A 25,893-nucleotide genomic window follows, 5' to 3' on the forward strand; every position below is an offset into this window, starting at 1 on the left:
CGGCCGGGCGTGCCGGGCCGTGTCGCAATCGCGCCCGGTGCGGGTGCATGCTGTGCTCCCCAGCCCAACGCCCGCCTGGAGGGATCCGATGATGGACGGTCTCGTCGAGCGCAACCGCGATGCAATCATCCTGGCCGCGCGCATCCTGTTGATGGTCTTGTTCATCATGTCAGGGCTTTCCAAGCTGACGAACTTCGCCGGCACGGTGGCCTACATGGCATCGCTGCATGCACCGCTTCCCACCCTGGCGGCCGCGGTGTCGGTGTTCATGGAGTTCTTCGTCGGCGCGGCCATCGTGATGGGCCTGTGGGTGAGGCCGCTGGCACTGTTGTTCGTGCTCTTCACGCTGGGTACGGCGGTGATGGGCCATGCGTTCTGGTCGATGGAGGGGCAAGCGCGCGACCTCAATACGATCCAGTTCTTCAAGAACGTCGCCATCTGCGGTGGCCTGCTGCTGCTGGCCGTGACCGGCGGCGGGCGCTACGCACTGACGCGCAGCCACTGAGTGGCAGGAGCAGGCCCGCACGGGCCTGCTCAGTCCTCCAGCTTGAGTGCGGCGTCGGCGGCCAGCAGGGCCTGCGCCGCCGCGCCCAACGGGGGCGATACCACGTCCTGCACGCCCAGCACCTGCAGCACTTCCTCGCCGGTGACGAAGCGTCGGCCGCGCCGGTCGTACATGCCGGTGATCAGCAGGGCGCGGGTGGCTACCTTGTCGTCGTCGCCGACCAGCACGCGTTGCTCCATCAGGATGCGGCCGCCGACCCAGCCGACCATGCGCGTTTCCAGGGTGAAGCGCTGGAATGGCTTGAGTTCGCGCCGGAACTGGATGGTGCCGGCGCCTGCGATCGGCGCCCACTTGCGGCGCATCGCCACTTTGCCCAGGCCGGTGCGCAGCACCAGGTCCAGCCGGCCCAGGTCGAAGATCGTCCAGTAGCGGCCGTTGGTCATGTGCAGGTTCAGGTCGATGTCGTTGGGCAGCACCCGGAACTGCAGCCGCGACACGCCGGTGGGGGCCTGCAGGCGCGGGCGGAACCAGGAACAGATCAGCAGGTGCAGCAGACGGAACCAGAGATTCATGGCGTGGGCAAACCTTTTATAACGACTGTCATAACGCGCGTACGCTAAGCTATGACACCCGTCATAGCAAGGACCTCGCGATGCGCCGCCGTCCCACCGATGCCCCGCAGCGCGTGATCAGCACCGCCGCCGACATGCTGGCGACCTATGGCCTCAATGCCACCAGCATCCGCGAGGTCACCAAGCGTGCCGAGGCGCCGTTTGGCTCGACCTATCACCATTTCCCCGGTGGCAAGCAGCAGGTGCTGGCCGAAGCGACCGCCCTGGCCGGCAGCCGCATCGACGCCATGCTCGACGAGGTCCTGCGCGAGGGCGTGGTCAGCGGCGTTTCGCGCTTCCTGGCGCTATGGCGCGAACGCCTGCTCAAGTCCGACTTCCACGTGGGCTGCCCGGTACTTGCCGCGGCGGTGGAAGAGCCCATCGACGGCGGCGCCGACGATGCCCGGGAAGCGGCCGGTGTTGCGTTCACAGCGTGGGAGCGACGCCTAGCCGAGGCGTTCATCGGCGAAGGCCATGCGCCGGTCCAGGCGCAGGCGTTGGCGACGATGCTGATCGCCAGCGTCGAAGGCGCGGTGGCGATCAGCCGGGCCACGCGTGACATCGCCGCGTTCGACCGGGTGGTCGAGCGATTGGAAGGCTTGTTGCGCTGAGCTCGCCCGCGTCCTGGCCGGATGCGGCTCAATCGCGGATCGGCAGGGTCACGTGGCTGTCGCCGTGCCACTGGATGACCAGCGGCTCGCCGGCGTCGGCCAGGGTCTCGTCGGCGGGTTCCTTGCCGCTGCCGAGGTTGAGCTGCACGTTGGGTTGCTTGAGCACGCCGACGGTGACCACGATGCGGCTGCCGGCGGGCAGGCGGCTGCCGAGCAGGCGGGTGTCATGGATCCGCACGTGGCTGCGTTGCCTGGGCTGCAGCAGGTGGCGTTCGCTGCGGTCATCGGCCTGGCTCAGGCGCTGCAGCGCATAGGCCAGGTCGAAGTACTGGCCTGCGGGCCCCTGCGCGTAGATGCCGATGCTGAGGTCGGCGTCGGCCTTGTTGAGGGTGAAGTACAGGTCGGCGCTGAACGGTCCGGCCAATTCCAGGTCGTGCGTGAGCACGTCGCTGCGGAATACCAACCCGGCGTGCGGGTCCAGCGTGGGGTTCAACACGTTCGGCGAAGGCTGCCAGTCGGCGTCGCTGCGGTCGCTGAAGTCCACGCGCTGGATCGCCGGTGGGCCGTTGGACGGTGCCGCATCGAGCCGGTGCGCGGCATTGGCGCCGGCGTGCAGGTAGTAGCGCTGGCTGCGCGTGGCCATGGCTTCCAGCGTGTCGGCGTGCCGCCAGGTGTCGGCGCCCATGACCTGCCAGTTGACGCGCCCGGCAAGCGGGGCGGGCGTGGGCGCGCCCTTGAAGACGTGGTCGAACCAGGCCAGCCGCATTGCCTGCAGGTCGATGCGGGCGCCGGGGTCGGGCGTGTAGCCCTGCACCACCGGCGGCAGCCCGGTCTGCATGGTGAAGTGTTCGTAGGGGCCGATCAGCAGGGTATGGTCGGCGTTCGGGCGGTGCTGCAGGTGGTTGCGGAAGTAGTGCAGGACGCCGATCTGCGCACCATCGAAGTAGCCGGTGGTGGCCAGGACCGGAATGTCGATGTCGGCGAACGCACTGTCCTGCGGAATCATCGCGCGCCACCAGGCGTCGTAGCGCGGGTGCTGCAGCCAGCGGCTGAACACCGGGTTGGCCATGCCATCGATGGCGGGCCGGTCGCGGTAGCGGCCACCGTCGCGGTAGGCCTGCTGGTCGAGCCGCTGCCAACGGGCGCTGTCGCCGTAGCTGGCATCGTCCAGGCTGCGATTGCTGGCCGTGTAGAACGGCCAGGCGTACATGAAGTTGAGGAAGACGCCGCCTTCCATCGGGACATCGATGCCGGGTGCGGTCGTGGCCGAGGTGGCGATGGCCTTCAGCGCAGCCGGACGTTGCTTGAGCGCGGCCCATTGGGTGAAGCCGCTGTAGCTGCCGCCATACATGCCGACCCTGCCATCGCTCCAGCGCTGCGCGGCGATCCAGTCGATCACCGCCGCCGCGTCGCCGCCATCGTGCTCGAACGGCACGATTGCATCCGGGCTGCGGCCCTTGCCGCGGCTGTACGCCACGACCGACGCATAGCCGTGGGCGGCCATCTTGCGGGCGTCGTCCCAGGCCCAATCGTCGTTGGCGTAGACGGTGAAGGTGAGCAGTGCGGGCAGGGGAGTGGCGGCGTGGCGCGGCAGCACCAGCAGCGCGGACACGCGGGTGCCGTCCGGAGTGGCGATCAACAGGTCGCGCTCGACCTGGTAACGACGTGCGTCGTCGGCGGCCTGTGCCGCGGCGAACAGGGGCTGGAAGGCGGCGTAGCTGTCGTGGACCTGCCAGGCACGCACCAGTTCGATAACCTGGTCCATCGGAAGGCTGCGTTTGCCGCGTGCCTGTTCGATGCGCTGGTCCAGGTCCTGGCGCATGCGTGGCAGGTAACCACTGAAGGCAACGCCGGCCTGCTGCGCGCTGCGGTCATCGAGCTCGGCGAAGCGGGCGGCGAAGGCCTGTGGCCATGCCTGCGCGAACGCTTGCCGATGCTCGGCCTGCGCCTGCCGCGCACGCGCATGGATCTCGTACTGCAGGAACAACGGTGGCTGGTTGGGTGGGTCGTTGCGCAGGCGGCGCAGCGCCTGGATGCTGGTGATGGCGTCGACATGCCTGCCGGCGGCCAACTGCAGGCGGAACACCGTGCCCAGCCGCTGCTGCGCATCGGGCGCGTCGTAGCGTGCCAATGCCTGCCGGGCCAGGGCCGGTACGGCCGCATCGAGGCGCTGCTCCCAGCCGGCCGACAGTGCAATGTCGTCGTTGGCCGCGTAGGCCGAGGCCGTGAACAGCATCAACAGCAACGTGAGCAGGCTGCGCATGGTGTTTACCCAACGAAGGTGCTGCTTGATAGCACATCGACGGACGGCGCGCCCGTGCGTCGTTGCGCCCGAAAACAGATGCCCCCTCCCGTGGACGGGAGGGGGCATGGCTTCCATCGCTACGGAAGTGAAGGTGTGGCGATCAGCCGAGGATGCCCGGCAGGTCCAGGCCCTTCTCGCGGGCGCAGTCCAGCGCGATGTCGTAGCCGGCGTCGGCATGGCGCATGACGCCGGTACCGGGGTCGTTCCACAGCACGCGGGCGATGCGCTGGTCGGCAGCCTCGCTGCCGTCACAGACGATGACCACGCCGGAGTGCTGCGAGTAGCCCATGCCAACGCCACCGCCGTGGTGCAGGCTCACCCAGGTGGCGCCGCCGGCGACGTTGAGCATGGCGTTGAGCAACGGCCAGTCGGAAACCGCATCCGAACCGTCCTTCATCGACTCGGTCTCGCGGTTGGGCGAGGCGACGCTGCCCGAATCCAGGTGATCGCGGCCGATCACTACCGGTGCCTTCAGCTCGCCATTGCGGACCATCTCGTTGAAGGCCAGGCCCAGCTTGTGGCGCAGGCCCAGGCCGACCCAGCAGATGCGCGCCGGCAGGCCCTGGAAGGCGATGCGCTCGCGCGCCATGTCCAGCCAACGGTGCAGGTGCGGGTCATCGGCGATGATCTCCTTCACCTTGGCATCGGTCTTGTAGATGTCCTCCGGGTCGCCGCTCAGTGCCACCCAGCGGAACGGGCCAACGCCACGGCAGAACAGCGGGCGCACGTAGGCCGGCACGAAGCCCGGGAAGTCGAACGCATTCTTCAGGCCTTCGTCGAAGGCCATCTGACGGATGTTGTTGCCGTAGTCGACGGTCGGGATGCCGGCCGCGTGGAAGGCCAGCATCGCCTCCACGTGCACGCGCATCGCGGCCTTGGCGGCGTCGCGCACCTTCTCCGGGTTGGCCTGCTGCTCGGCCAGCCACTGCTCGACCGTCCAGCCGATCGGCAGGTAGCCGTGCACCGGGTCATGCGCGCTGGTCTGGTCGGTGACGCAGTCCGGGCGCACACCACGGCGCACCAGCTCCGGCAGGATCTCGGCCGCATTGCCGAGCAGGGCGATCGACTTGGCTTCGCCGGCAGCCGTGTATTTGGCGATGCGCGCCAGCGCGTCGTCGATGTCGGTGGCCTGCTCGTCGACGTAACGGGTGCGCAGGCGGAAGTCGATGCTGCTCTGGCGGCATTCGATGGTCAGGCTGCTGGCGCCGGCCAGCGAGGCGGCCAGCGGCTGCGCGCCGCCCATGCCACCGAGGCCGGCGGTGAGGATCCACTTGCCGGCCAGGCTGCCACCGTAATGCTGGCGGCCCATCTCGACGAAGGTCTCGTAGGTGCCCTGCACGATGCCCTGGCTGCCGATGTAGATCCAGCTACCGGCGGTCATCTGCCCGTACATCATCAAGCCCTTCTTATCGAGCTCGTTGAAGTGCTCCCAGTTGGCCCAGTGCGGCACCAGGTTGGAGTTGGCGATCAGCACGCGCGGTGCATCCGGGTGCGTGGGGAACACGCCGACCGGCTTGCCCGACTGCACCAGCAGGGTCTGGTTGTCGTCCAGGCGCTGGAGCGTTTCCAGGATCTTGTCGTAGCTCTCCCAGTCACGCGCGGCGCGGCCGATGCCGCCGTACACCACCAGCGAGGTCGGGTCTTCAGCCACTTCGGCGTCGAGGTTGTTCTGCAGCATGCGGAACGGGGCCTCGGTCTGCCAGGACTTGCAGTTGAGCGTGTTGCCGCGCGGCGCGCGCGGGCTGCGGGAAGGATCGTGACGGGTCATGCGTTTCTCCGGGAAGCAAAATCGAGGCAGGCGCGAAGGATCTGTTTCAGGGTGTCGCGTACCGGTGCGGCGTGGTCGGGGTCGTACGGGGTCGGCCAGCTGTGCTCATCGACATCGGCCGGCGCGGGCTCGTGCATGTAGCCACGGCAGCCCAGCTCCATCTGCAGGGTATGCACGCCGCCGGCGGTATCGCTGTAGTGGCGGGTGATCCAGCCGCCCTTGAAGCGGCCATTGCGGACGTGGCCCAGGCCGCTGATCGCGCACAGGTTCTCGACCACGTCGGTGAGCGCGTTGTCGCAGGACGTGTCCGGCGCACCGCTGGGGCCGGCGCTGCCGATATTGAACTGCGGCAGTTCGCCGTCGAACAGGTGCGGGATCAGCGAGCGGATCGAATGCGCGTCGTAGACGACCACGGTGCCGTGGATGGCGCGCAGTCGGGTGATCTCGGCGCGCAGCGCGGCGTGGTACGGGTCGAACCAGGTCTGGCGGCGGCGCTGGATCTCCGCCTCATCCGGTGCGTGACCATCGCGGTACAGCGGCTGGTTGTCGAAGGTGGTGGTCGGGCACAGGCCGGTGGTGTTCTGGCCCGGGTACAGGGAGGCGCCGGAGGGATCGCGATTGACGTCGATCACCGAGCGCGAGACCGCGGTGCGCACCGTGGTGGCGCCCAGCTCCCTGGCGAAGGCGTACAGCTCGTGCACCCACCAGTCAGCGTCGCGGCGGGCCAGCCACGGCGAGACGAAGTGGCCGACCAGCGCGTCGGGCAGTTCGGTGCCGGTATGCGGGAAGCTGACGATCAACGGGGCATCGCCGCGGTGAATCTGCAGCCAGTCAGGCGAGTGGGTCATGGAGGACTCCAAAGGGCAGGGCAGAACGATGAAGCATGTGGGAATGCGTTATCCCTTCTCCCGCGTGCGAGGGAAGAGGCCCGAAGGGCAGATGAGGGGAGCTTTTTGCAGTGAAGCTGAAAAGCGCCCTCATCCGGCGCTGCGCGCCACCTTCTCCCGCTTGCGGGAGAAGGGAAGGGTTTGCTGCGAGCGCTGGCCGCACGGCTATGTCATACACTGCGCGGAAAGCCGATGCCGTCTCTTCTCCCGCCTGCGGGAGAAGATGCCCGAAGGGCAGATGAGGGCAGCGCTTAGGACTGAAGCGAAAGCGCATAGACCCCCCCATGTGAACCCAATGCCGCATGCCGTCAGGTCAGTTGCCAGCCACATCCACGCCCGGCAACTGCACGCCCAGGCCCGCCAGCAGCGCGCCGCTGCGCACCAACTCGGTGGCGGCAACCATGTCCGGGTGGAAGTAGCGGTCGTCCTGCAGCGTCGGCACCTGCGCACGCAGCACCGCACGCACGCCTTCCAGTGCATCGCTCGAACGCAGCGGTGCATGGAAGTCGCAGCCCTGGCCGGCGGCCAGCAGCTCGATGCCGATCACGTTGGCGGCGTTCTCGGCCATCGCGATCAGGCGACGTGCACCATGCGCGGCCATTGATACGTGGTCTTCCTGGTTGGCCGAGGTCGGAATCGAATCCACGCTGGCCGGGTAGGCGCGCTGCTTGTTCTCCGACACCAATGCTGCGGCAGTCACCTGCGGGATCATGAAGCCCGAGTTCAGGCCCGGCTTCGGGGTCAGGAACGCAGGCAGGCCACTCAACGCCGGGTCCACCAGCATCGCGGTGCGGCGCTCGCTGATCGAGCCGATCTCGCAGATCGCCATGGCCAGCATGTCGGCGGCGAAGGCCACCGGCTCGGCGTGGAAGTTGCCGCCGCTCAACGCCTCACCGGTATCGGTGAACACCAGCGGGTTGTCGGACACGCCATTGGCTTCGATTTCCAGCGTGGTCGCGGCCTGGCGGATCACGTCCAGTGCCGCGCCCATCACCTGCGGCTGGCAGCGCAGGCAGTACGGGTCCTGCACGCGCACGTCGTTGTCACGGTGCGATTCGCGGATGGCCGAGCCCTGCATCAGCTGGCCCAGCACAGCGGCGGTGGCGATCTGCCCGCGCTGGCCGCGGATGCGGTGGATGCGGGGGTCGAACGGGGTATCCGAACCCTTGGCCGCTTCCACCGACAGCGCACCGGTGACCAGCGCGCTCTGGAACACGACTTCGATCTCGAACAGGCCGGCCAGCGCATATGCGGTGGAGTACTGGGTGCCGTTGAGCAGCGCCAGGCCTTCCTTCGCGCCCAACACCAGCGGTGCCAGGCCGGCCTGCTGCAGCGCCTGTTCGGCCGGCATGCGCACGCCACCGACGAAGGCTTCGCCCACGCCGATCATCACGCTGGCCAGGTGCGACAGCGGCGCCAGGTCGCCCGAGGCACCGACCGAACCCTGGCTCGGCACCACCGGCACCACGTCCTTCTGCAGCATGGCTTCCAGCAGCGCCAGCGTTTCCGGGCGGATGCCCGAAGCACCCTGCGCCAGGCTGGTCAGCTTGAGCGCCATCATCAGCCGCACCACGTTGACCGGCATCGGCTCACCCACGCCGGCGGCGTGCGAGAGCACGATGTTGCGCTGCAGGGTTTCAAGGTCCTCGCGCTCGATGCGCACGCTGGCCAGCTTGCCGAAGCCGGTGTTGATGCCGTACACCGGCGCGCCCTTGGCGACGATGTCGGCCACGACCTGCGCGCTGCGCTGCACGGCGGCCTGCGCCGAGGCATCCAGCTGTACGTTGGCGCCGCGGTAGATCTGCCGCCACTGCGCGAGCGGGACGTGGCCGGGGAGAAGGGTCAGGGTGGTGCTCATGAATGCTCCAAGCGGTGCGTTGTAGTGCGTGGTGTCAGGCCGCGTGCCCGCGCCAGATGCGGGCATGCAGGGGATTGAAGCCGATGCGGTAGACCAGGTCGGCGGGCGCCTCGATGTCCCAGATGGCCAGGTCGCAGTCCATGCCGGCGACCAGCCTGCCGAGGCGATCGCTGCGGCCCAGCGCGCGGGCGGCTTCGCGGGTGAAGCCGGCGATGCATTCGTCCACGGTCAGGCGGAACAGGGTCGCGCCCATGTTCATGGTCAGCAGCGGGCTGGTCAGCGGCGAGGTGCCGGGGTTGCTGTCGGTGGCCAGGGCCAGCGGCACGCCGGCGTCGCGCAGTTTCTGGATCGGCGGCAGCACGGTTTCGCGGGTGAAGTAGAACGCGCCCGGCAACAGCACGGCGACGGTACCGGCCGTGCGCATGGCGGCGATGCCGGCATCGTCGAGGTGTTCGATATGGTCGGCGGACAGCGCACCGTGGCGGGCGGCCAGTTCGGCGCCATGCTGGTTGGACAGCTGCTCGGCGTGGATCTTGATCGCCAGCCCGTGCGCGCGTGCGGCCTCGAACACCTGCTGCGCCTGTGCCGTCGAGAAGGCGATGTTCTCGCAGAAGATGTCCACGGCCTCGGCCAGGCCTTCGGCGGCGATGGCCGGGATCATCACTGCACTGACGTCGTTGATGTAGGCCTGTGCCTCGTGGCCGGGCGGTACCGCATGCGCGCCAAGGAAGGTCGGCACCACTTCCACCTTGCGCAGCCTGCCCAGTTCGGCGGCCACGCGCAGTTGCTTGCGCTCGTCGGGCAGGCTCAAGCCATAGCCGGACTTGATCTCGATCGTAGTCACGCCCTCGGCCAGCATCGCGTCCAGGCGGGGCAGGGAGGCGGCGATCAGCCCGGCATCGTCGGCGGCGCGGGTGGCGCGCACGGTGGAGACGATGCCGCCGCCGGCCCGGGCGATGTCGGCGTAGCTCACGCCCTGCAGGCGCTGCTCGAACTCGCCGGCGCGGTTGCCGGCGTAGACCAGGTGGGTGTGGCAGTCGATCAGCCCGGGGCTGATCCAGCGGCCGCCGCAATCGATGCGCTCGGCCGGTATGAATGCCGGGGCGGTGTTGGCCGGGCCGGCGTATACGATGCGACCTTCGGTGGCGGCGATCATGCCGTCACGGACCACGCCCAGGCCGCCGCTGGCATCGTCCAGGGTCATCAGGTTGGCGTTCTGCCAGAGCGTGTCGCAGCGCATGGGCACTCATCCCGGTGAATTTGTATATACAATAACGACCGAAAACGGAGAGTGTCCAGTGATCACCCCATCCTCATCGCAACCGGTTCATTTCCATGCCCAGCAGGCCTTGTTGGCCGATGGCTGGGCGCATGACGTGCGCATCGAAAGCCAGGCCGGGCGCATCACTTCGGTGACGGCAGGCGTGCCGGCGCAGGACGGGGACCGGCGGCTGGGTACGGTCGTGGCCGGGCTCGGCAACCTGCACAGCCATGCGTTCCAGCGCGCGATGGCCGGCCTGACCGAAGTGGGCGGGCGCTCGGGCGACAGCTTCTGGAGCTGGCGCGAGCTGATGTACCGCTTCCTCGACCGGCTCGACCCGGACGACTTCCAGGCCATCGCCGCGCAGGCGTACATGGAGATGCTGGAAAGCGGCTTCACCCGCGTCGGCGAGTTCCACTACCTGCACCATGCCCAGGATGGCAGCGGCTATGCCGATCCGGCGGAAATGTCCGCGCGCGTGGCCGCCGCCGCTGCCGAGACCGGGCTGGGCCTGACCCTGCTGCCGGTGTTCTATGCGCACAGCGATTTCGGCGGGGTGGCGCCGACGCCGGGCCAGCGTCGCTTCCTGCACGACGTGGATGGCTTCGCGCGCCTGCTCGAAGGCTGCCAACGGGTGCTGGCCACGACGCCCGATGCGGTGCTGGGGCTGGCCCCGCACAGCCTGCGTGCCAGTACGCCACAGGAACTGCAGGCATTGGCGGCGATGGGGCAGGGTCCAATCCACATCCATATCGCCGAGCAGACCCGCGAGGTCGACGCCTGCCTGGCATGGAGCGGCCAGCGTCCGGTGGAGTGGTTGTACGACCACGTCGCGGTCGATCCGCGCTGGTGCCTGGTGCATGCCACCCACGTCACCGCGCGGGAAGTGCAGCAGATCGCCGACAGCGGAGCGGTGGTGGGACTGTGCCCGATCACCGAGGCCAACCTGGGCGACGGCCTGTTCCCGATGCGCGACTTCGTGCAGGCCGGCGGCCGGTTCGGGGTGGGCTCGGATTCGAACGTGTTGATCGATGCAGCCGAGGAACTGCGCCTGCTCGAGTACGGCCAGCGCCTGGCGTTGCGGGGGCGCAACGTGTTGTCGCCGGGCGTGTTCTCGACCGGGCGCTGGTTGTACCAGCAGGCCGGTGAGGGCGCGGCGCAGGTGCTGGGCGTGGCCAGCGGGTTGCAGGCGGGCGCGCCGGCCGACCTGCTGGAGCTGGACCTGGAACACCCCGCGCTGCATGGCCGGCAGGGGGATGCCTTGCTTGACAGTTGGCTGTTCGCCGCACGTAATGGCGCCCTCCGCAGCGTCTGGCGCAACGGTCGAGAGCTGGTCCAGGGAGGCCGCCACGTGCATCGCGAAGCGATCACCCTGCGCTACCGCGCCGCCCTTGGCCGGATACTGGCCTGACGACACGGTGTTGCCCATTTCAGGAATCGCGAGTGAAGAGCAAGAAGGCTCCCACCCTCAACCAACGCATCCGCAGTGACATCGAAAGCCGCATCCTCAGCGGCGAGTGGGAGCCGGGCTACCGCATTCCCTTCGAACATGAGTTGATGGAGCAGTACGGGTGTTCCCGGATGACGGTGAACAAGGTGCTGACCACGCTGGCCGAGAGCGGCATGATCGAGCGCCGCCGCCGCGCCGGTTCGTTCGTGGCGCGCCAGCCGCCGCACCTGGAACATGTGGCGCTGGAGATCCCGGACATCGCGGTGTCGGTCATCCAGCGCGGCCATGCCTATGGCTTCCAGTTGCTGGAGCACGCCCATCGCAAGGCCCGCGCAGGACAGGCGGAGGAGTTGGCGCTGGTCGGTGCCGGCAAGCTGCTGGCGATGCGCTGCCTGCACCTGGCCGACGGCAAGCCGCTGGCGCTGGAGCGGCGCCTGATCAATCCCGAGGCCGTCCCCGAAACGCTGGAAGTGGACTTCTCGGTACAGCCGCCGGGCAGCTGGCTGCTGCAGAATGTCTCCTGGACGCGTGGTGAGCACCGCATCAGCGCGGTGGCCGCCACCGCCGAGGAAGCCGCCCTGCTGCAGGTGCCGGCCGGCACCGCCTGCCTGACCATCGACCGCCAGACCTGGCGCGGCGAACAGCCCATCACCTGGGTGCGACAGAAGTTCCTGGGCGATGCCTACGACCTGATCGCCCGCTTCGCGCCCGGCAACCGGTAGGGGCGGCCAGGGCCGCGCCTAAGGCTCAGAACGTGCGGCACTGCCGCCAGCGCACCGGCTCATCGACGCCCGGACGCGGGTTGAGCTGCACGCGGGTGGTACGCAGCGCCGGGAAACGTTCCAGCTCGGCGCAGATCAATGGCCAGATCGCCGCATCCTCGCCACTGCGTTCCACCGCAAGGGTGCTGCGCGTCTGCCAGATGCCGCTGACCACGCCCGGGGTGCGCGCCAATGCCTTGGATACCGACTGCTGGTAACGCAGCAGCGTCTGCGGGTCGGGATCGGCGACCAGGTCGCCGGGGTTGGCACTGGCCACCGGTGTGGCTGCGGCAACGGGCGTTGCGGCATCCGGCGCCGCGGCTTCGGCACCGTTGCCGGTCGGCTTCGGGTGTCCTTCGCGTGCCGCTGCCGGTGCGCCGCGCGGCGTAGCCGCCCCGCTGGCGCCTTCGTCGCGAAGTGTGAGGTAGCCCATGCTGACCAGCAGGCCCAGGGTCACGGCGGCGAGCCCGGCAATGCCGGTGTGGCGCACGGCCTCGCGGCGCGCGAAGCCGGTGACCGTTTCGCGAACTTCGTCCGGCACGTAGGGCTTGAGGAACTGCCACAGGTCGCGCCCGTCGATCACCTCGATGGATTGCCGCCCGGCCTCGGTCACGCCCTCGCGGTCCACCTGGCCTTCGGTCAGCAGCAGGCCGCCGACCGCACCGGTCAGGCGCATCGCCGCGCCCAGTTCGTGCACGGCCGAGGCATCAAACCGATACGCGCGTCCGTGCTTGCACGACACCAGCCAGCGCTCGCCGTCCCGCTGCAGCAGGAAGTCGCTGCTGGTGCCGCGTTCGCTGTCATCGCTGGCATTGAGGGCAACCAGGCCACGGCGCTCGGCCATCGCCGAACGGACGATCTGCGAGAACTCGCGCCAGCGCATGCCGGCCAGCGCGGCCAGGCCATGCTTCATCTCGGTTTCCCGGCGCTTGACCAACCACAGCCAGGCGGCCGCAAGGCTCCAGATCAACAGCGCGAGCACCAGGGCCAGGATCCAGGAAAACATCGATTTACCCGAGGGAACGGAAGACAGGGGGCCTCAGTCTAGCTTCCTTCATGACCGTAAGAAGGGCCAATTTCAGCTTTTGCGAAAGCCGTCAGGGCGCTGCCGGGGACGCTGCCCGCGCGCGTGCTCAACCCGGCCAGTAGTGGCTGTCCGGCACCGTTCTTGCGCCGAAGATGGCCTGCCCGACGCGGACCACCGTGGCGCCTTCCTCGATGGCGATCTCGAAGTCACCGGACATGCCCATCGACAGTTCGTCCAGCGTGATATCGGCAGGCGCTTGCTGGCGCAGGCGGTCGCGGAGCTGGCGCAGTTCGATGAAGCAACGGCGTACCCGCTCGGCCTCGGCCGAGAACAGGGCCAGGGTCATCAGGCCACGCACGCGCAGACTGCCGAATTGCGGCAGGGCCTGGAGGAAGGCCGGCACGTCGGCCGGTGCCAGGCCGAACTTGCTGTCCTCGCCGGAAGTGTTGACCTGCACGTAGACATCCAGCGAGCGGCCTTCCAGCTGCAGGCGACGGTCCAGGGTCTCGGCCAGGCGCAGGCTGTCCAAGGCCTGGAACTCGCTGGCGAAGCGCGCCACCAGCTTGGCCTTGTTGGTCTGCAGGTGGCCGATCACCGACCACTGCAGGTCGTGCAGGTCCTGCATCGCCTCCCACTTGTGGTGGGCTTCCTGCACCTTGTTCTCACCCAGCAGGCGGCAGCCGGCCTGGTAGGCCAGGCGGATGTGGGCCTCGTCGATGGTCTTGCTGACCGGCAACAGCCGCACGCTGCCGCGGTCGCGGCCGGCGCGCGCGCAGGCGGCATCGATCCGGGCCTGGATGGCCTCCAGGTTGTGGCGGAAGTCCTCCACGGTTTCGGCGCGCGGGTAGCGGCCATGCTGGTCGTGGCGGGTGGGGGTGTCGGACAGCGGGGTCTGCATGGCGGCTCTCATGGCGCGATCGGCCGGGCCGACCATTGTCGCCTTTACCGTCCCGCGGGGCATCTTTCCCGGAGCGCAGGCATGAAAAACCCGCCATCCGGAGCCGTGAGGGGAGGGAGACAAACGGCGCGGTACTGCTGGCGGGTCAATGGATTCTTGCGCAACTTTTGCTGCTATGCAACATCAATCTTCATGCGGAGGCGAAGCGGCGTGCGCGGCGCGCGATTCGGCCTTGGTCAGGCGCCGGTTGAGCGCGTCCAGGCGCTCGTTCAGCGCTTCGATGTCCGAGCGGCTGGGGATGTCCATCCGGCGCAGCACCCGGTGCACACGGTCCTCGAAGTTCTTCTCCACCCGGTCCCAGGTGCCGGCGGCGCGCTCGCGCGCCTGGCCCAGGGTGTTCTCCACGGTGTCGCGCAGGCTTTCGCCGCGCGTGGACTCCTCGCGGCTGCGCTCTTCGGCGGCCTCGCCTTCCTTGACCAGTGAATCGAACAGGCGGCTGCCTTCGTTCTGTGCCCGGGCCAATGCGCCCAGCCCGGCCAGCCAGACCTGCTGGGCCGATTCGGTCATCCTGCGGCCGATGCGCTCGGCCTGGTGCTGCAGGCCGGGGCTGCTGCCGTCGTCACCGGGACGACGTTCATATGCGCTCATGACGGTGCTCCTGTAGGGACGAAACCTTGGGCAACACCGTAACGAGTGGGATGCGTGCTTGGCGTGATGGAGGCTCAGCCGAGCTTTTCGGCCAGCACGCGCTGGATTTCCGATTCCACCATGCCCTTCATCGCGGACAGCAGGAAGCCCAGTTCAGCCTTGACCCGCACCGCGCCGGGCAGCAGTTCGATGCCGCCTTCCACGCCGGAACGGGCGAAGTGCAGCACCTGGCCTTCCCAGCGCGTGGTGACGTCGAAGCGCTCCTGCAGCTTCTGCGCCACTTCGGCGATGGCGGAGCGGGCGTTGTCTTCGGACAGGCTGTGGGCGTGGCGGATGTCGATGGTGGACATGAAGCGTTCCTGCGATACGGCGTCGGGTTGAAGGGAGGGCATTGTAGGACCTGCGCGGCCTGCTCCGGGCGCCGTGGCACCTTCTGCGCGGCAGGCCGACCTGCTAGTCTGCCGCGGTGCCTATCCTGCAAGTCCATTTCAGCAACCGCCAGCAGCCCGACCAGCCCTTGAGTCCGGGCGTCCAGCGTATCGTGCGCCATGCATCCGGGCAGGTCCGGCTGGGCGATGACAGCGTCGGTCCGATGTTGCTGGCGCAGTTCTGCGTGGACCAGCGCGGCGTCTGGCTGCAGGTCGCCAATGGCGTCCGCGGCATCCACGTCAATGGCCGCCCGGTGCGCCGGATGGCGCAGCTGCGCGCCGGTGATTCGGTCTACGCCGATGGGGCGGAGATGCTGCTGCGCGGCCAATGCGAGCCGGCCGGGCAGGTGCCCGAGGCCGTCGCCGAGCCGGGTGATGACCAGCGCGTGCTGCTGCGCGGCGTCGGTGGCCGCCACCATGGCCGCAGCTTCACCCTGGATCGGTCCCGTGGCATCGGCAGCGAAGCCACCAATGACATCGTCATCGACGACCCCACCTTCACCGCACGCCATGCCCGCTTCGAGCGCCACGACGACAAGGTGCTGCTGCGCGACCTCGGTTCGGCCGACGGGGCGCTGGTCAATGGTGTGGCGGTACGCAACTGCTGGCTGCAGGCCGGTGACCAGGTCGTGTTCGACGGCGGGCACCGCTTCGTGCTGGAGATGCCGCTGAACCCCGCAAGCCTGGCGGCGGTGCTTGCGGTCGAAGAGGAAGCGCCGGCCGAACCGGCCGAAGCGGCCGCCACCGCCGCGCCGCGGCGTCCGCGGCGCTGGCCCTGGTTGCTGCTCAGCGCCCTGTTGCTGGGCGCGGCGATCAGCGCCCTGCTGCTGTACGGCGCCCGCTGAGCCCGCGCGCCGGCCGCGCCCTGGCCGGCTTGGCGGCGATCCAATTGGGTGCAGATGCAACTTTTTCTGCGCCCCCAAAGGCTGTTGCGCTGCGGCATACTAGGGGTTCTGTCCAACAGGTGTGTCATGACGCGCGCATTCAATTTCAGTGCCGGCCCTGCAACGCTGCCGGAGCAAGTCCTCCGCCAGGCGCAGGAGGAAATGTTGGAATGGAATGGCGTAGGCGCATCCATCGTCGAGATCAGCCACCGCAGCGCGGACTTCATGGCCGTGGCGGCGCAGGCCGAAGCCGACCTGCGCACGCTGGTCGGCATCCCCGATGACTATGCCGTGCTGTTCCTCGGCGGTGGCGCCACCACCCAGCAGGCGCTGCTGCCGCTGAACTTCGCCAGCCCGGGCCAGCGTGCCGACTACGTGGTCACCGGCCATTGGGGCAAGACCGCGGTCAAGCAGGCCAAGCCCTATGTCGATGCGCACGTGGCCGGCAGCGGCGAAGCCGGCGGCTTCCACGACATCCCGCCGGTGGCGCAGTGGCAGTTGTCGCCCGACGCGGCCTACGTGCACATCACCGCCAACGAAACCATCCATGGCGTCGAATTCCGCGACGTGCCGGACGTGGGCGAGGTGCCGCTGATCGCCGATTTCAGTTCCTCGATCGCCTCCGAGCCGATCGACGTCTCGCGTTACGGCGTGATCTACGCCGGTGCGCAGAAGAACCTCGGCCCGGTCGGCATCGCGGTGGTGATCATCCGCCGCGACCTGCTCGAACGCGCCGGCCAGCCGCGCGCGGACATCTTCGACTACCGCTCGCACGTGGCGCGCGATTCCATGCTCAACACCCCGCCGACCTGGAACTGGTACCTGGCCGGGCTGATGTTCAAGTGGATGCTGGCCCAGGGCGGCGTGGAGGCCTTCGCCCGCCTCAGCCAGGCCAAGTCGGCCGCGATCTACGACGCCATCGACGGCTCCGGCGGCTTCTATCGCAACGAAGTGGTGCCGGCCGTGCGCTCGCGCATGAACATCCCGTTCTTCCTGCCCAGCGAGGAACTCGATGCGCGCTTCGTGAGCGAGTCCAAGGCCGCCGGCCTGCTGGCCCTGAAGGGCCACAAGGCGGTCGGTGGCATCCGCGCCTCGATCTACAACGCCATGCCGCTGGAGGGCGCGCAGGCGCTGGCCGCGTTCATGCGTGATTTCCAGCAGCGCAACGGCTGAGCCCCCAACAACGCCGTGCGCCGTGCGCCGGCCCGCAACAGGTAAATGATTGATGGCAAGCAAGCCGCCCAAAACCCCCGCCAAGGCCAAGCCGGCCATCGCGAAGAAGGCCGCCAAGCCGGCCGAGAAGAAGCCCGCCGCCGGTGCCATCGCCAAGCCGGTGCTGGCCGATGTGCGCGCCAAGATCGACCACATCGACCGCAGCATCCAGGCGTTGATCGCCGAGCGTGCCGAGTTCGCCCACCAGGTCGGCAAAGCCAAGGGCAAGCTCGCCGCCGCCGTGGACTACTACCGTCCCGAGCGCGAGGCGCAGGTGCTGCGCATGGTGGTGGACCGCAACGAAGGCCCGCTCAGCGATGAAGTGCTGGTGCACGTGTTCCGCGAGATCATGTCCGCCTGCCTGGCCCAGCAGGAGCCGCTGAAGATCGGCTACCTCGGCCCGGAAGGCACCTTCAGCCAGCAGGCCGTGCTCAAGCATTTCGGCCGCTCGGCGATGGGCTTGCCGATGGCCAGCATCGAGGAAGTGTTCCAGGAAGTGGAAGCCGGCAACGCCGACTTCGGCGTGGTGCCGGTGGAGAATTCCGGGCAGGGCACCATCCAGATCACGCTGGACATGTTCCTGACCTCCAACCTCAAGATCTGCGGTGAGGTGGAACTGCGCGTGCAGCAGTTCCTGATGTCGCGCAGCGGTCGGCTCGAGGACATCGAGCGCATCTACGCGCACCCGCAGTCGTTCATGCAGACCTCGTCCTGGCTGCGTGCCAACCTGCCCAAGGCCGAGAAGATCCCGGTATCGAGCAATGCCGAAGGCGCACGCCGCGCCCGCAATGCCGATGACGCGGCCGCCATTGGCGGCGAGAGCGCCGGCCATGTCTACGGCCTGAAGAAGGTGGTGACCAAGCCGATCCAGAATGACGCGGACAACACCACGCGCTTTTTGGTGATCGGTCGCCAGCTGTTCCCGTCCTCCGGCCATGATCGCACCTCGGTGCTGGTGTTCATCCACGATAAGCCCGGTGCGCTGTTCGATGTGCTTAGCCCGTTCGCGCGTCATGGCATCAGCATGAACCGCATCGAGTCGCGGCCGTCGCACCAGGCCAAGTGGGAGTACGGTTTCTTCATCGACCTGGCCGGCCACATCGAGGATGAATCGATGCAGGCCGCGCTGGCCGAACTCAAGGCCCATTCGGCGCAGATCAAGGTACTCGGTTCCTATCCGGTCGCCGTGCCCTGATCGCGTCCCGGACGCAGACCTGTCCCTTCCCCCAGGCGGGGGAAGGTGCCCGAAGGGCGGGTGGGGTAGTTCCAGCCCGTGACCGTTGATCCGCCTTCAGTCCCCCGCTTCCCGCATGGCGCCGGGAAGAAAAGAACGTTTAGAGAGCCCGCATGAGTTCCCAGCCTTACTGGATTGCACGCAAAGGATCGGCCCTGCAGGGCACCTTGACCATTCCCGGCGACAAGTCGGTCTCGCACCGCTCGGTGATGTTCGCCGCGCTGGCCGATGGCGTCTCGCACATCGACGGCTTCCTGGAAGGCGAGGACACCCGCGCCACGGCGGCCATCTTCGCCGAAATGGGCGTGCGCTTTGAAACCCCGTCACCGTCGCAGCGCATCGTGCACGGCGTGGGCGTGGATGGCCTGAAAGCCCCGCAACGCGAGCTGGACTGCGGCAATGCTGGCACCGGCATGCGCCTGCTCGCCGGCCTGTTGGCCGCGCAGCCGTTCGACAGCACCCTGGTGGGCGACGAATCGCTGACCAAGCGCCCGATGCGCCGGGTGACCGTGCCGCTGGCGCAGATGGGCGCCCGCATCGACACCCAGGACGACGGCACCCCGCCGTTGCATATCCACGGTGGCCAGACGCTGCTGGGCATCCATTACGAACTGCCGGTGGCCAGTGCCCAGGTCAAGTCGGCGCTGCTGCTGGCTGGCCTGTACGCGCAGGGCGAAACCACTGTGGTCGAGCCGCACCCCACCCGCGACTACACCGAGCGCATGTTGCGTGCGTTCGGCGTGGAGATCGACTTCGAACCGGGCAGGGCGCGCCTGCGTGGTGGCCAGCGCCTGCGCGCGACCGATATCGCGGTGCCGGCGGACTTCTCCTCGGCGGCGTTCTTCATCGTGGCGGCCAGCATCATCCCGGGTTCGCATGTGCGGCTGCGCTCGGTCGGCCTGAACCCGCGCCGGACCGGCCTGCTGACCGCGTTGCGCCTGATGGGCGCGGACATCACCGAGGAAAACCATGCCGAGCACGGTGGCGAAGCCGTGGCGGACCTGGTCGTGCGTCATGCACCGCTGAAGGGTGCACAGATCCCCGAAGCCGTGGTGCCGGACATGATCGACGAGTTCCCGGCGCTGTTCGTCGCCGCGGCGGCGGCCGAAGGCCAGACCGTGGTGACCGGCGCGGCCGAGCTGCGGGTCAAGGAATCCGACCGCCTGGCGGCGATGGCCACCGGCCTGCGCACCTTGGGCCTGCGCGTGGACGAAACCGACGACGGCGCGACCATCCACGGTGGCGTGCTGGGCAGTGGCACCATCGAAAGCCATGGCGATCATCGCATCTCGATGGCATTCGCCATCGCCGGCCAGCTGAGCACCGGCGAGGTGCGCATCAACGACGTGGCCAATGTGGCGACGTCGTTCCCGGGCTTCGACCAATTGGCTAGCGGCGCTGGCTTCGGGCTCAGCGCCCGGTCCTGAATTCCACCGGGACCTGCACGACGCTGGCGATGGCCTTGCCATCGCGCAGGGCAGGGTGGAAGCGCCATTGCAACAGGGCTTCGATGGCGGCCTGGTCCAGCCGCACGTCCTGCTGGCCCTGGTGCGAGACGATGACGGCATCGGTCACCCGGCCGCTGCTGTCGATCTGCAGGCGCGCGATCACGTCGCCTTCGATGCCCGCGTCAAGCACGTCGGCCGGATAGCGCGGCATCGGGTTGCCGACGATCGGTTCGGCGTCCATGTCGATCACCGCCGGCGCGGGTTGCGGCTTGGCTGCCAGGGGCGGACTGGCCGCCGGCATGGCCGGAGGCGTGGCTTCGGTCAATACGGCCGGATGCGTTGCCTGCCATCCCATCAGCAGCAGCAACGCCAGCATCCCGGCCGCCAGCAACGCCCACAGCCAACCGGCCACGGCATGGGTGCCGCGGCCGGTGGTGTCTGCACTGGTTTGGTCATGCGGGATGCTGGACATCGACGGGGCGTCTCGGTAGTGACTCGACGCCGCCAGTCTGGTCTGCCGGCGGTGAGCCGGGCTTAAACCCATCGCCCTGGCGCGGGCGATGGTTCAGCTTACTGAGCCGGTTTGAAATCGAACGGGATATCCAGGCTGGCCTGCATCGGTTGGCCATTGCTCAGCGCCGGCTGGAATCGCCAGCCACGCACGGCATCCAGCGCCGCACGGTCGAGGTCACGCGAGCCACTGCGCTGGATGACGCGTGCATCCAGAGCGGTGCCATCCACGCCGACCACGACCTGCACCACCACCGTGCCGCTGTCGCCACGGCGCAGGGCGGCCGGCGGGTACTCGGGCGGACGCTGGCCGGGCAGGGGGCTGGGGCGGTCGGTGGGGGTTGCCGCGACCGGCGCCGGCGCGTCACCGGCCGGGCTTTGCGTGGGCGCGGTTTCGGCGATTGGTTGCGGCGGCGGGGCGGGCGGTGCCTCGACCAGCTCGGGTTTCTCCTCGACCGGCGCCGGGCGGGCCTCGGGCATGTCGGCCGCACCCGCACCGGCGGGCAACGGGGCCGGCAGCGGGGCCAGTTCGGCCACGGCGGTCTGCGGCTGGGCCGGGTCGGCGCGGTAGAAGTCGTTGTTGCGGCGCGCGTTGAGCCAGACCACGACAAACAGCAGCAGACCCACGGCAAAGGCGATGCCGGCGATCTTCAGGCTGCTGCGTGGCAGATGGAAGGTGATGTTCTGGTCGGAGCGGGAAGAAGAGGCGGGCATGGGCTTGACCGGATTGAACGGGAAGATTCTGGCACAGGATGGACAAAGCGCGGCAGACGGACGCCGTTCGCGCGATAATCCCCTTTCACATCCGTACACAGTGCCTCCCATGCTTGATCCAGCCCTTCTTCGCCAGCAACCCGCCGAACTTGCACAGCGCCTGCGCGATACGCGCGGCTACGCGTTGGACGTGAGTGCGTTCGAGGCCCTCGAGGCGGACCGCAAGCGCATCCAGGTCCGTACCCAGGAGCTGCAGAGCCTGCGCAACAGCCGTTCCAAGGCGATCGGCCAGGCCAAGGCGAAGGGCGAGGACGTGTCGGCGATCATGGCCGAGGTGGCCGGCTTCGCCGACGAGCTGAAGGCCTCCGAAGCCCAGCTCGACGTGCTGCGCGAGAAGATCGAGATGCTGTCGATGGGCATCCCCAACCTCCCGGCGGACGATGTGCCCGCCGGCAAGGACGAGAACGACAACGTCGAGCAGCTGCGCTGGGGTACGCCGCGCACGTTCGATTTCCCGGTCAAGGACCATGTCGAGCTGGGTGCCCGTGATGGCTGGCTGGACGCCGAAACCGCCGCCAAGCTGTCCGGCGCGCGCTTCACGGTGCTGCGTGGCCAGCTGGCGCGACTGCACCGTGCGCTCGGCCAGTTCATGCTCAACCTGCACAGCAACGAGCACGGCTACGAGGAAACCAACGTGCCGGTGCTGGTCAACGCCGACTCGTTGCGCGGCACCGGCCAGCTGCCGAAGTTCGAGGAAGACCTGTTCAAGACCGCGCTGGGCGAGTCCACGCGTTACCTGATCCCCACCTCGGAAGTGCCGCTGACCAACATCGTGCGCGACGAGATCATTGAGGCCGAGCGCCTGCCGCTGCGCATGACCGCGCATTCGATGTGCTTCCGTTCCGAGGCCGGTAGCGGTGGTCGCGACGTGCGCGGCATGATCCGCCAGCACCAGTTCGAGAAGGTCGAGCTGGTCAGCGCGTGCCGGGCCGAGGAAAGCGAGGCCGAGCACCAGCGCATGACCCAGTGCGCCGAGACCGTGCTGCAGCAGCTGGGCCTGCCGTATCGCAAGGTGCTGCTGTGCACCGGTGACATGGGCTTCTCGGCGGTGAAGACCTACGACCTGGAGGTCTGGCTGCCGTCGCAGCAGACCTATCGCGAGATCTCCTCCTGCTCGAACTGTGGCGACTTCCAGGCCCGCCGCATGCAGGCGCGCTGGCGCAACCCCGCCACCGGCAAGCCGGAGCTGCTGCACACGCTCAATGGCTCGGGCGTGGCGGTGGGCCGGGCGATGATCGCGGTGATGGAGAACTACCAGAACGCCGATGGTTCCATCAGCATCCCGGCCGTGCTGCAGCCCTACATGGGTGGCGCGAAGCGCATCGGCTGACGGTGCGTTGCGCATCTGGCCGATTCCGGAACAGCCCGCCGCATGGCGGGCTTTTTCGTTGCCCGAACGGAACATATTGAACCGTAAGCATTTCTGGAACGCTGCGCGGCGGGATGGGGATGCTTAAATAGGACTGTTTGGGGCCTGATTTGTAAAATCAGGACAAAGCTGTTTGAATTCGGTGATTCGTTCCAATTCTGGGATCAATTCATGCAGGACCTCAACGACCTCTATTACTTCGCAATGGTCGTGGACCACGGCGGTTTTGCGGCGGCCGAGCGCGCCCTGGGCATCCCCAAGTCACGCCTGAGCCGGCGCATCAGCCAGCTGGAAACCGACCTGGGAGTGCGCCTGCTGCAGCGTTCGACGCGACGTTTCGCGGTCACCGATGTCGGCATGAGCGTGCATCGGCATGCCCAGACGATGCTGACCGAGGCGCAGGCCGCCCGCGAGGTGGTGGACCGGCTCAGTGCCGAACCGCGCGGCCTGGTCCGTGCGAGCGTGCCGGTGTCGCTGGCACAGATGCAGCTGCCCAGGCTGCTGCCGAAGTTCCTGGAGCAGTACCCCAAGGTGCGGCTGCAGCTGAACATCAGCAACCGCCGGGTGGACATCATCAATGAGGGCTACGACGTCGCCCTGCGCGTGCGCTCGCGCCTGGACGACGATGGCAGCCTGGTGATGCGCAGCTTCGGCCAGGTGCAGGAGTTGCTGGTGGCCAGCCCGGCGTACCTGGACAAGGCCGGCCGCCCGACCGCGCCGGAAGACCTGGCCAACCACGTCACCATGAGCATCAGCGAGGACGAGGCGCGCCAGCGCTGGGAGCTGCACGGGCCCGGTGGCGAGGTGCGCCGCGTGGACCTGCAGCCGCGCGTGGCCGGCTTCGACTTCCCGCTGCTGCAGTCGATGGTCAAGGACGGCTACGGGATCACGATGCTGCCGGAGACCGTGTGCGCCGACGCGGTACGCAACGGCGAGCTGGAAGTGGTGTTGCCGGACTGGTCGCTGCCGCAGGGCATCTGCCACGCCGTGTTCGCCTCCCGCCGCGGCCTGCTGCCGGCGGTGCGCGTGTTCATCGACTTCCTGGCCGAGCACCTGCCGCCACAGCTGGAAGCCTCGCGGCTGGATTGCGGTGGTGCCTGCGAACGCGCCAAGGAAAAGATCCGTGCCTCCACCGCAGGCGCGCTGGCGATCGAGGCCGGTTGAGCAAAAAACGGGCAGGCATGCGAGAATGCGCGCCCCGATCCGCATGCCGGAGCGAGGGACCTGATCAATGGACAGATGGCCGAGCGGTTTAAGGCACCGGTCTTGAAAACCGGCGAAGGGTCAAACCTTCCGTGGGTTCGAATCCCACTCTGTCCGCCAAGCTTTCCGAGAGCCGCTGCCTGCAGCGGCTTTTTGCTGTCCGTTGTATTTGCTGCCGCCGGACGCCATCGCTGGCCTGGGTGGCACCCGTGCCGCGCGGGATTTTTGTCTGGCGATTGTCCTGGCCTGTCCTGCGTCTTGCAGCTGCGCGTCAGCAAATGTCTATTCATGTGACGTGCGTGGTGATGCCGCATGTACTATTGCCGGTGGCGGCCATGTGCCGCCAGCCCTCTTTTCACCGGGAGGGCCTCTGCGCTGCGAGCCCAAACTCCAGTGCGCCGGCCGCCGTGGCCCAAAACATGGCGCGAGACGCCCGCAAGGCTCGTCGTGAACCGGCTCTTGGGTGCCGGTGCCTCCCGCGTGCCGCCCAGACCCGCCTGGAAAGGCGGCAGGCCGATGGCGGGGCTGACATCGCCCGCAGGGAAGTGGATCGGTAGAATGCGCCGTTCCGGGCAGGGGGCTGCGCACCCGGGGATTCGAGCGAAAGCCGCGGCAACACCCGTCACACGTTCGCGTTGGATCTCATGGATTTACGAAAGCTCATCCTGGTGCTCACCTTCCTCGGAGCACTGGTGCCGTTCGCCAATACGTTCTATGCAAGCTATACGGTCCAGCGCCAGCAGCTGATGGACGCGACGCTGGACAGCAACTACGCGTATGCGAGCAAGCTGGCCAAGAGCACGGAGGATTTCCTCCAGGCCTCGCAGTTGCAGCTGGCGTACACCGCTCAGCTGCTGGCAACGCAGATGGACGACGTGGGCCGCCTGGGCGGCGAGGCCACGCGGCTGCGGATGATGAGCAAGAGCTTCAACTCGATCACGATCTTCGATGCCACCGGCAAGGTGCTGGCCACGTCGCCAGAGGCGCTCGGGCTGCAGGGCAGGGTGTTGAACAGCGAAGCGGTGAAGGCGGCGCTGCGCGAGAAGCGGCCGTTGATCAGCGCGCCGTACCAGTCGGCGACCGGCAACTTCATCGTCTTCATCAACCATCCGATCGTGTCCCCGGCCGGGCAGTACCTGGGCGCGGTGGGTGGCGCCATCTACCTGCAGAAGGAAAACATCCTGGACCGGCTGCTGGGCCAGCACTTCTACGTCGATGGTTCCTACCTGTTCGTGGTCGACCGGCAGAAACGCATCATCTATCACCCGGATCCGCAGCGGATCGGTGATTTCGTGGAGAACAATGCGGTGGTCGACCGCGTCGCCGCCGGCGAGTCCGGCAAGGGCGCTGCCGTCAACTCGCATGGCGTGAGCATGCTGGCCGGCTATGCGCCGGTGGCGTCGACCGGTTGGGGCATCGTCGCCCAGCGCCCGCAGGCGGCGACCCTGGCGCCGCTCACCGAGCTGATGCAGTCGACGCTGTACAAGGCATTGCCGGCGATGCTGCTCACCCTGGCATTCCTGCTCTGGAGCGCGCGCCTGATCTCGCGGCCGTTGCGCCTGCTCGCCGATGGTGCCCGCAAGATGGACGACCCGGCCTCGGCCGGGGACATCCGTTCGGTGAAGTCCTGGTACTTCGAATCGCGGGAGCTGAAGAAGGCGATGCTGATGGGCATCGATGCCATCCAGAAGAGCTTCTCCAAGCTGCGCGAGGACACCGCGACCGATCCGTTGACCCAGCTGGGCAATCGCCGGCGCATGGACGATGCGCTGAGGACCTTCGAGAGCCAGGCGAACACCTTCTCGGTGATTTCCCTGGACATCGATCACTTCAAGGCCGTCAACGACACCTACGGCCATGACGCCGGCGACGAAGCCCTGCGCTGCCTGGCGCAACGCATGCGTGAAGCCTGCCGTGCCTACGACGTGCCGCTGCGCGTGGGGGGCGAGGAGTTCCTGATCCTGCTGCCGTCCACCACGCTGGCAACCGCGACGCAGGTGGCCGAACGCCTGCGCCGGGCGGTGGAGGAAATGAAGATTCCCAAGGTCGGTAGCATCACCGTCTCCCTGGGAGTGGCGAACTGGCCGCAGAGCAGCTTCGACATCGAGGCGGTGCTGAAGACCGCCGACGAGATGCTGTACGCCTCCAAGCGCGGTGGCAGGAACCGGGTTTCCGTGCGCCCGTCGGGCAGCGATGCCGCGCCCATGCGCGGTGCCTGAGCAGGACGGGGCGGGTTCAGGC

The 25,893-nt window shown here is 68.0% G+C and carries 23 protein-coding genes and 1 tRNA gene; 12 read left to right on the forward strand and 12 right to left on the reverse strand.

What is annotated here, in order from left to right; all coding sequences use genetic code 11:
• The first annotated feature begins 88 nt into the window (after positions 1-88).
• Complete coding sequence (locus IB227_RS17545; RefSeq protein WP_225591957.1) at positions 89-505, forward strand: DoxX family protein; 417 nt, start codon at positions 89-91, stop codon at positions 503-505.
• A gap of 29 nt (positions 506-534) precedes the next feature.
• On the opposite strand, the gene IB227_RS17550 is transcribed toward IB227_RS17545, so the two are convergent.
• Positions 535-1,077: a thioesterase family protein gene (locus IB227_RS17550; protein ID WP_192288451.1), complete on the reverse strand. Its 543-nt coding sequence runs from the start codon at positions 1,075-1,077 to the stop codon at positions 535-537.
• Between the two features lie 80 nt (positions 1,078-1,157).
• Between IB227_RS17550 and IB227_RS17555 the strand changes: the two genes are divergently transcribed.
• Positions 1,158-1,727, forward strand: coding sequence for a TetR/AcrR family transcriptional regulator (locus tag IB227_RS17555; protein ID WP_132864158.1), 570 nt, complete (start codon positions 1,158-1,160; stop codon positions 1,725-1,727).
• Between the two features lie 28 nt (positions 1,728-1,755).
• On the opposite strand, the gene IB227_RS17560 is transcribed toward IB227_RS17555, so the two are convergent.
• From IB227_RS17560 to hutI, 5 genes are all read right to left on the reverse strand, one after another.
• A complete protein-coding gene (locus tag IB227_RS17560; RefSeq protein ID WP_192288452.1) occupies positions 1,756-3,990 on the reverse strand; it encodes a CocE/NonD family hydrolase in 2,235 nt (744 codons plus the stop codon).
• 142 nt (positions 3,991-4,132) lie between these two features.
• Positions 4,133-5,800 (reverse strand): urocanate hydratase, encoded by a 1,668-nt coding sequence (hutU, locus tag IB227_RS17565; protein WP_192288453.1) that lies wholly within the window; start codon positions 5,798-5,800, stop codon positions 4,133-4,135.
• Complete coding sequence (gene hutG, locus IB227_RS17570) at positions 5,797-6,648, reverse strand: N-formylglutamate deformylase (protein ID WP_132864155.1); 852 nt, start codon at positions 6,646-6,648, stop codon at positions 5,797-5,799. Before hutG ends, hutU begins: the two co-directional genes overlap by 4 nt.
• Positions 6,649-7,000: 352 nt before the next feature.
• Positions 7,001-8,545 carry a histidine ammonia-lyase gene (hutH, locus tag IB227_RS17575; protein ID WP_192288454.1) on the reverse strand — a complete coding sequence of 515 codons (1,545 nt, stop codon included), beginning with the start codon at positions 8,543-8,545 and terminating at the stop codon, positions 7,001-7,003.
• A gap of 34 nt (positions 8,546-8,579) precedes the next feature.
• Entirely contained in the window at positions 8,580-9,785 is a 1,206-nt protein-coding gene (gene hutI, locus IB227_RS17580) for an imidazolonepropionase (RefSeq protein WP_192288455.1), read from the reverse strand.
• Between the two features lie 61 nt (positions 9,786-9,846).
• Between hutI and IB227_RS17585 the strand changes: the two genes are divergently transcribed.
• Both IB227_RS17585 and hutC read left to right on the forward strand, forming a co-directional pair.
• Positions 9,847-11,217, forward strand: a complete 1,371-nt coding sequence (locus IB227_RS17585) for a formimidoylglutamate deiminase (protein ID WP_318639563.1) — start codon at positions 9,847-9,849, stop codon at positions 11,215-11,217.
• Between the two features lie 32 nt (positions 11,218-11,249).
• The gene (gene hutC / locus IB227_RS17590) at positions 11,250-11,978 is read left to right on the forward strand and encodes a histidine utilization repressor (protein ID WP_132864151.1); all 729 of its coding nucleotides are present in this window, start codon (positions 11,250-11,252) and stop codon (positions 11,976-11,978) included.
• Between the two features lie 25 nt (positions 11,979-12,003).
• Here the strand turns inward: hutC and IB227_RS17595 are convergent, their stop codons facing one another.
• The 4 genes from IB227_RS17595 to IB227_RS17610 form a co-directional block, all read right to left on the reverse strand.
• A complete protein-coding gene (locus IB227_RS17595; protein WP_192288457.1) occupies positions 12,004-13,023 on the reverse strand; it encodes a restriction endonuclease in 1,020 nt (339 codons plus the stop codon).
• A 127-nt stretch (positions 13,024-13,150) separates the two neighbouring features.
• Positions 13,151-13,942: a YggS family pyridoxal phosphate-dependent enzyme gene (locus IB227_RS17600; protein ID WP_192288458.1), complete on the reverse strand. Its 792-nt coding sequence runs from the start codon at positions 13,940-13,942 to the stop codon at positions 13,151-13,153.
• A 183-nt stretch (positions 13,943-14,125) separates the two neighbouring features.
• Positions 14,126-14,590 carry a phasin family protein gene (locus IB227_RS17605; protein ID WP_192288459.1) on the reverse strand — a complete coding sequence of 155 codons (465 nt, stop codon included), beginning with the start codon at positions 14,588-14,590 and terminating at the stop codon, positions 14,126-14,128.
• 74 nt (positions 14,591-14,664) lie between these two features.
• Positions 14,665-14,940, reverse strand: coding sequence for a polyhydroxyalkanoic acid system family protein (locus IB227_RS17610; RefSeq protein ID WP_132864147.1), 276 nt, complete (start codon positions 14,938-14,940; stop codon positions 14,665-14,667).
• A 116-nt stretch (positions 14,941-15,056) separates the two neighbouring features.
• On the opposite strand from IB227_RS17610, the gene IB227_RS17615 reads away from it, so the two are divergent.
• The 4 genes from IB227_RS17615 to aroA all read left to right on the forward strand — a co-directional run bounded on the left by IB227_RS17615 (position 15,057) and on the right by aroA (position 19,775).
• Complete coding sequence (locus tag IB227_RS17615) at positions 15,057-15,863, forward strand: FHA domain-containing protein (protein ID WP_132864146.1); 807 nt, start codon at positions 15,057-15,059, stop codon at positions 15,861-15,863.
• Positions 15,864-15,989: 126 nt separating this feature from the next.
• Positions 15,990-17,075 (forward strand): 3-phosphoserine/phosphohydroxythreonine transaminase, encoded by a 1,086-nt coding sequence (gene serC / locus IB227_RS17620; RefSeq protein ID WP_192288460.1) that lies wholly within the window; start codon positions 15,990-15,992, stop codon positions 17,073-17,075.
• A 52-nt stretch (positions 17,076-17,127) separates the two neighbouring features.
• Positions 17,128-18,309: a prephenate dehydratase gene (gene pheA / locus IB227_RS17625; RefSeq protein ID WP_192288461.1), complete on the forward strand. Its 1,182-nt coding sequence runs from the start codon at positions 17,128-17,130 to the stop codon at positions 18,307-18,309.
• Positions 18,310-18,461: 152 nt separating this feature from the next.
• Positions 18,462-19,775, forward strand: coding sequence for a 3-phosphoshikimate 1-carboxyvinyltransferase (aroA, locus tag IB227_RS17630; protein WP_192288462.1), 1,314 nt, complete (start codon positions 18,462-18,464; stop codon positions 19,773-19,775).
• Here the strand turns inward: aroA and IB227_RS17635 are convergent.
• Together IB227_RS17635 and IB227_RS17640 are read right to left on the reverse strand one after the other, a co-directional pair.
• Positions 19,759-20,268: an energy transducer TonB gene (locus tag IB227_RS17635; RefSeq protein ID WP_225591958.1), complete on the reverse strand. Its 510-nt coding sequence runs from the start codon at positions 20,266-20,268 to the stop codon at positions 19,759-19,761. The two genes, aroA and IB227_RS17635, sit on opposite strands and share 17 nt — an antisense overlap.
• Positions 20,269-20,366: 98 nt before the next feature.
• Positions 20,367-21,020, reverse strand: a complete 654-nt coding sequence (locus IB227_RS17640; protein ID WP_192288463.1) for an energy transducer TonB — start codon at positions 21,018-21,020, stop codon at positions 20,367-20,369.
• A gap of 109 nt (positions 21,021-21,129) precedes the next feature.
• Between IB227_RS17640 and serS the strand changes: the two genes are divergently transcribed.
• The 4 genes from serS (at position 21,130) to IB227_RS17660 (ending at position 25,871) form a co-directional block, all read left to right on the forward strand.
• Positions 21,130-22,410, forward strand: a complete 1,281-nt coding sequence (gene serS / locus IB227_RS17645; protein ID WP_192288464.1) for a serine--tRNA ligase — start codon at positions 21,130-21,132, stop codon at positions 22,408-22,410.
• 210 nt (positions 22,411-22,620) lie between these two features.
• The gene (locus IB227_RS17650) at positions 22,621-23,613 is read left to right on the forward strand and encodes a LysR family transcriptional regulator (RefSeq protein ID WP_132864139.1); all 993 of its coding nucleotides are present in this window, start codon (positions 22,621-22,623) and stop codon (positions 23,611-23,613) included.
• A 69-nt stretch (positions 23,614-23,682) separates the two neighbouring features.
• Positions 23,683-23,772: transfer RNA gene (locus tag IB227_RS17655), tRNA-Ser, on the forward strand.
• 524 nt (positions 23,773-24,296) lie between these two features.
• Positions 24,297-25,871, forward strand: coding sequence for a sensor domain-containing diguanylate cyclase (locus IB227_RS17660; RefSeq protein WP_192288465.1), 1,575 nt, complete (start codon positions 24,297-24,299; stop codon positions 25,869-25,871).
• Positions 25,872-25,893 lie beyond the last annotated feature (22 nt).

Source organism: Stenotrophomonas sp. STM01, from assembly GCF_014852135.1.
Classification (GTDB): domain Bacteria; phylum Pseudomonadota; class Gammaproteobacteria; order Xanthomonadales; family Xanthomonadaceae; genus Stenotrophomonas; species Stenotrophomonas capsici.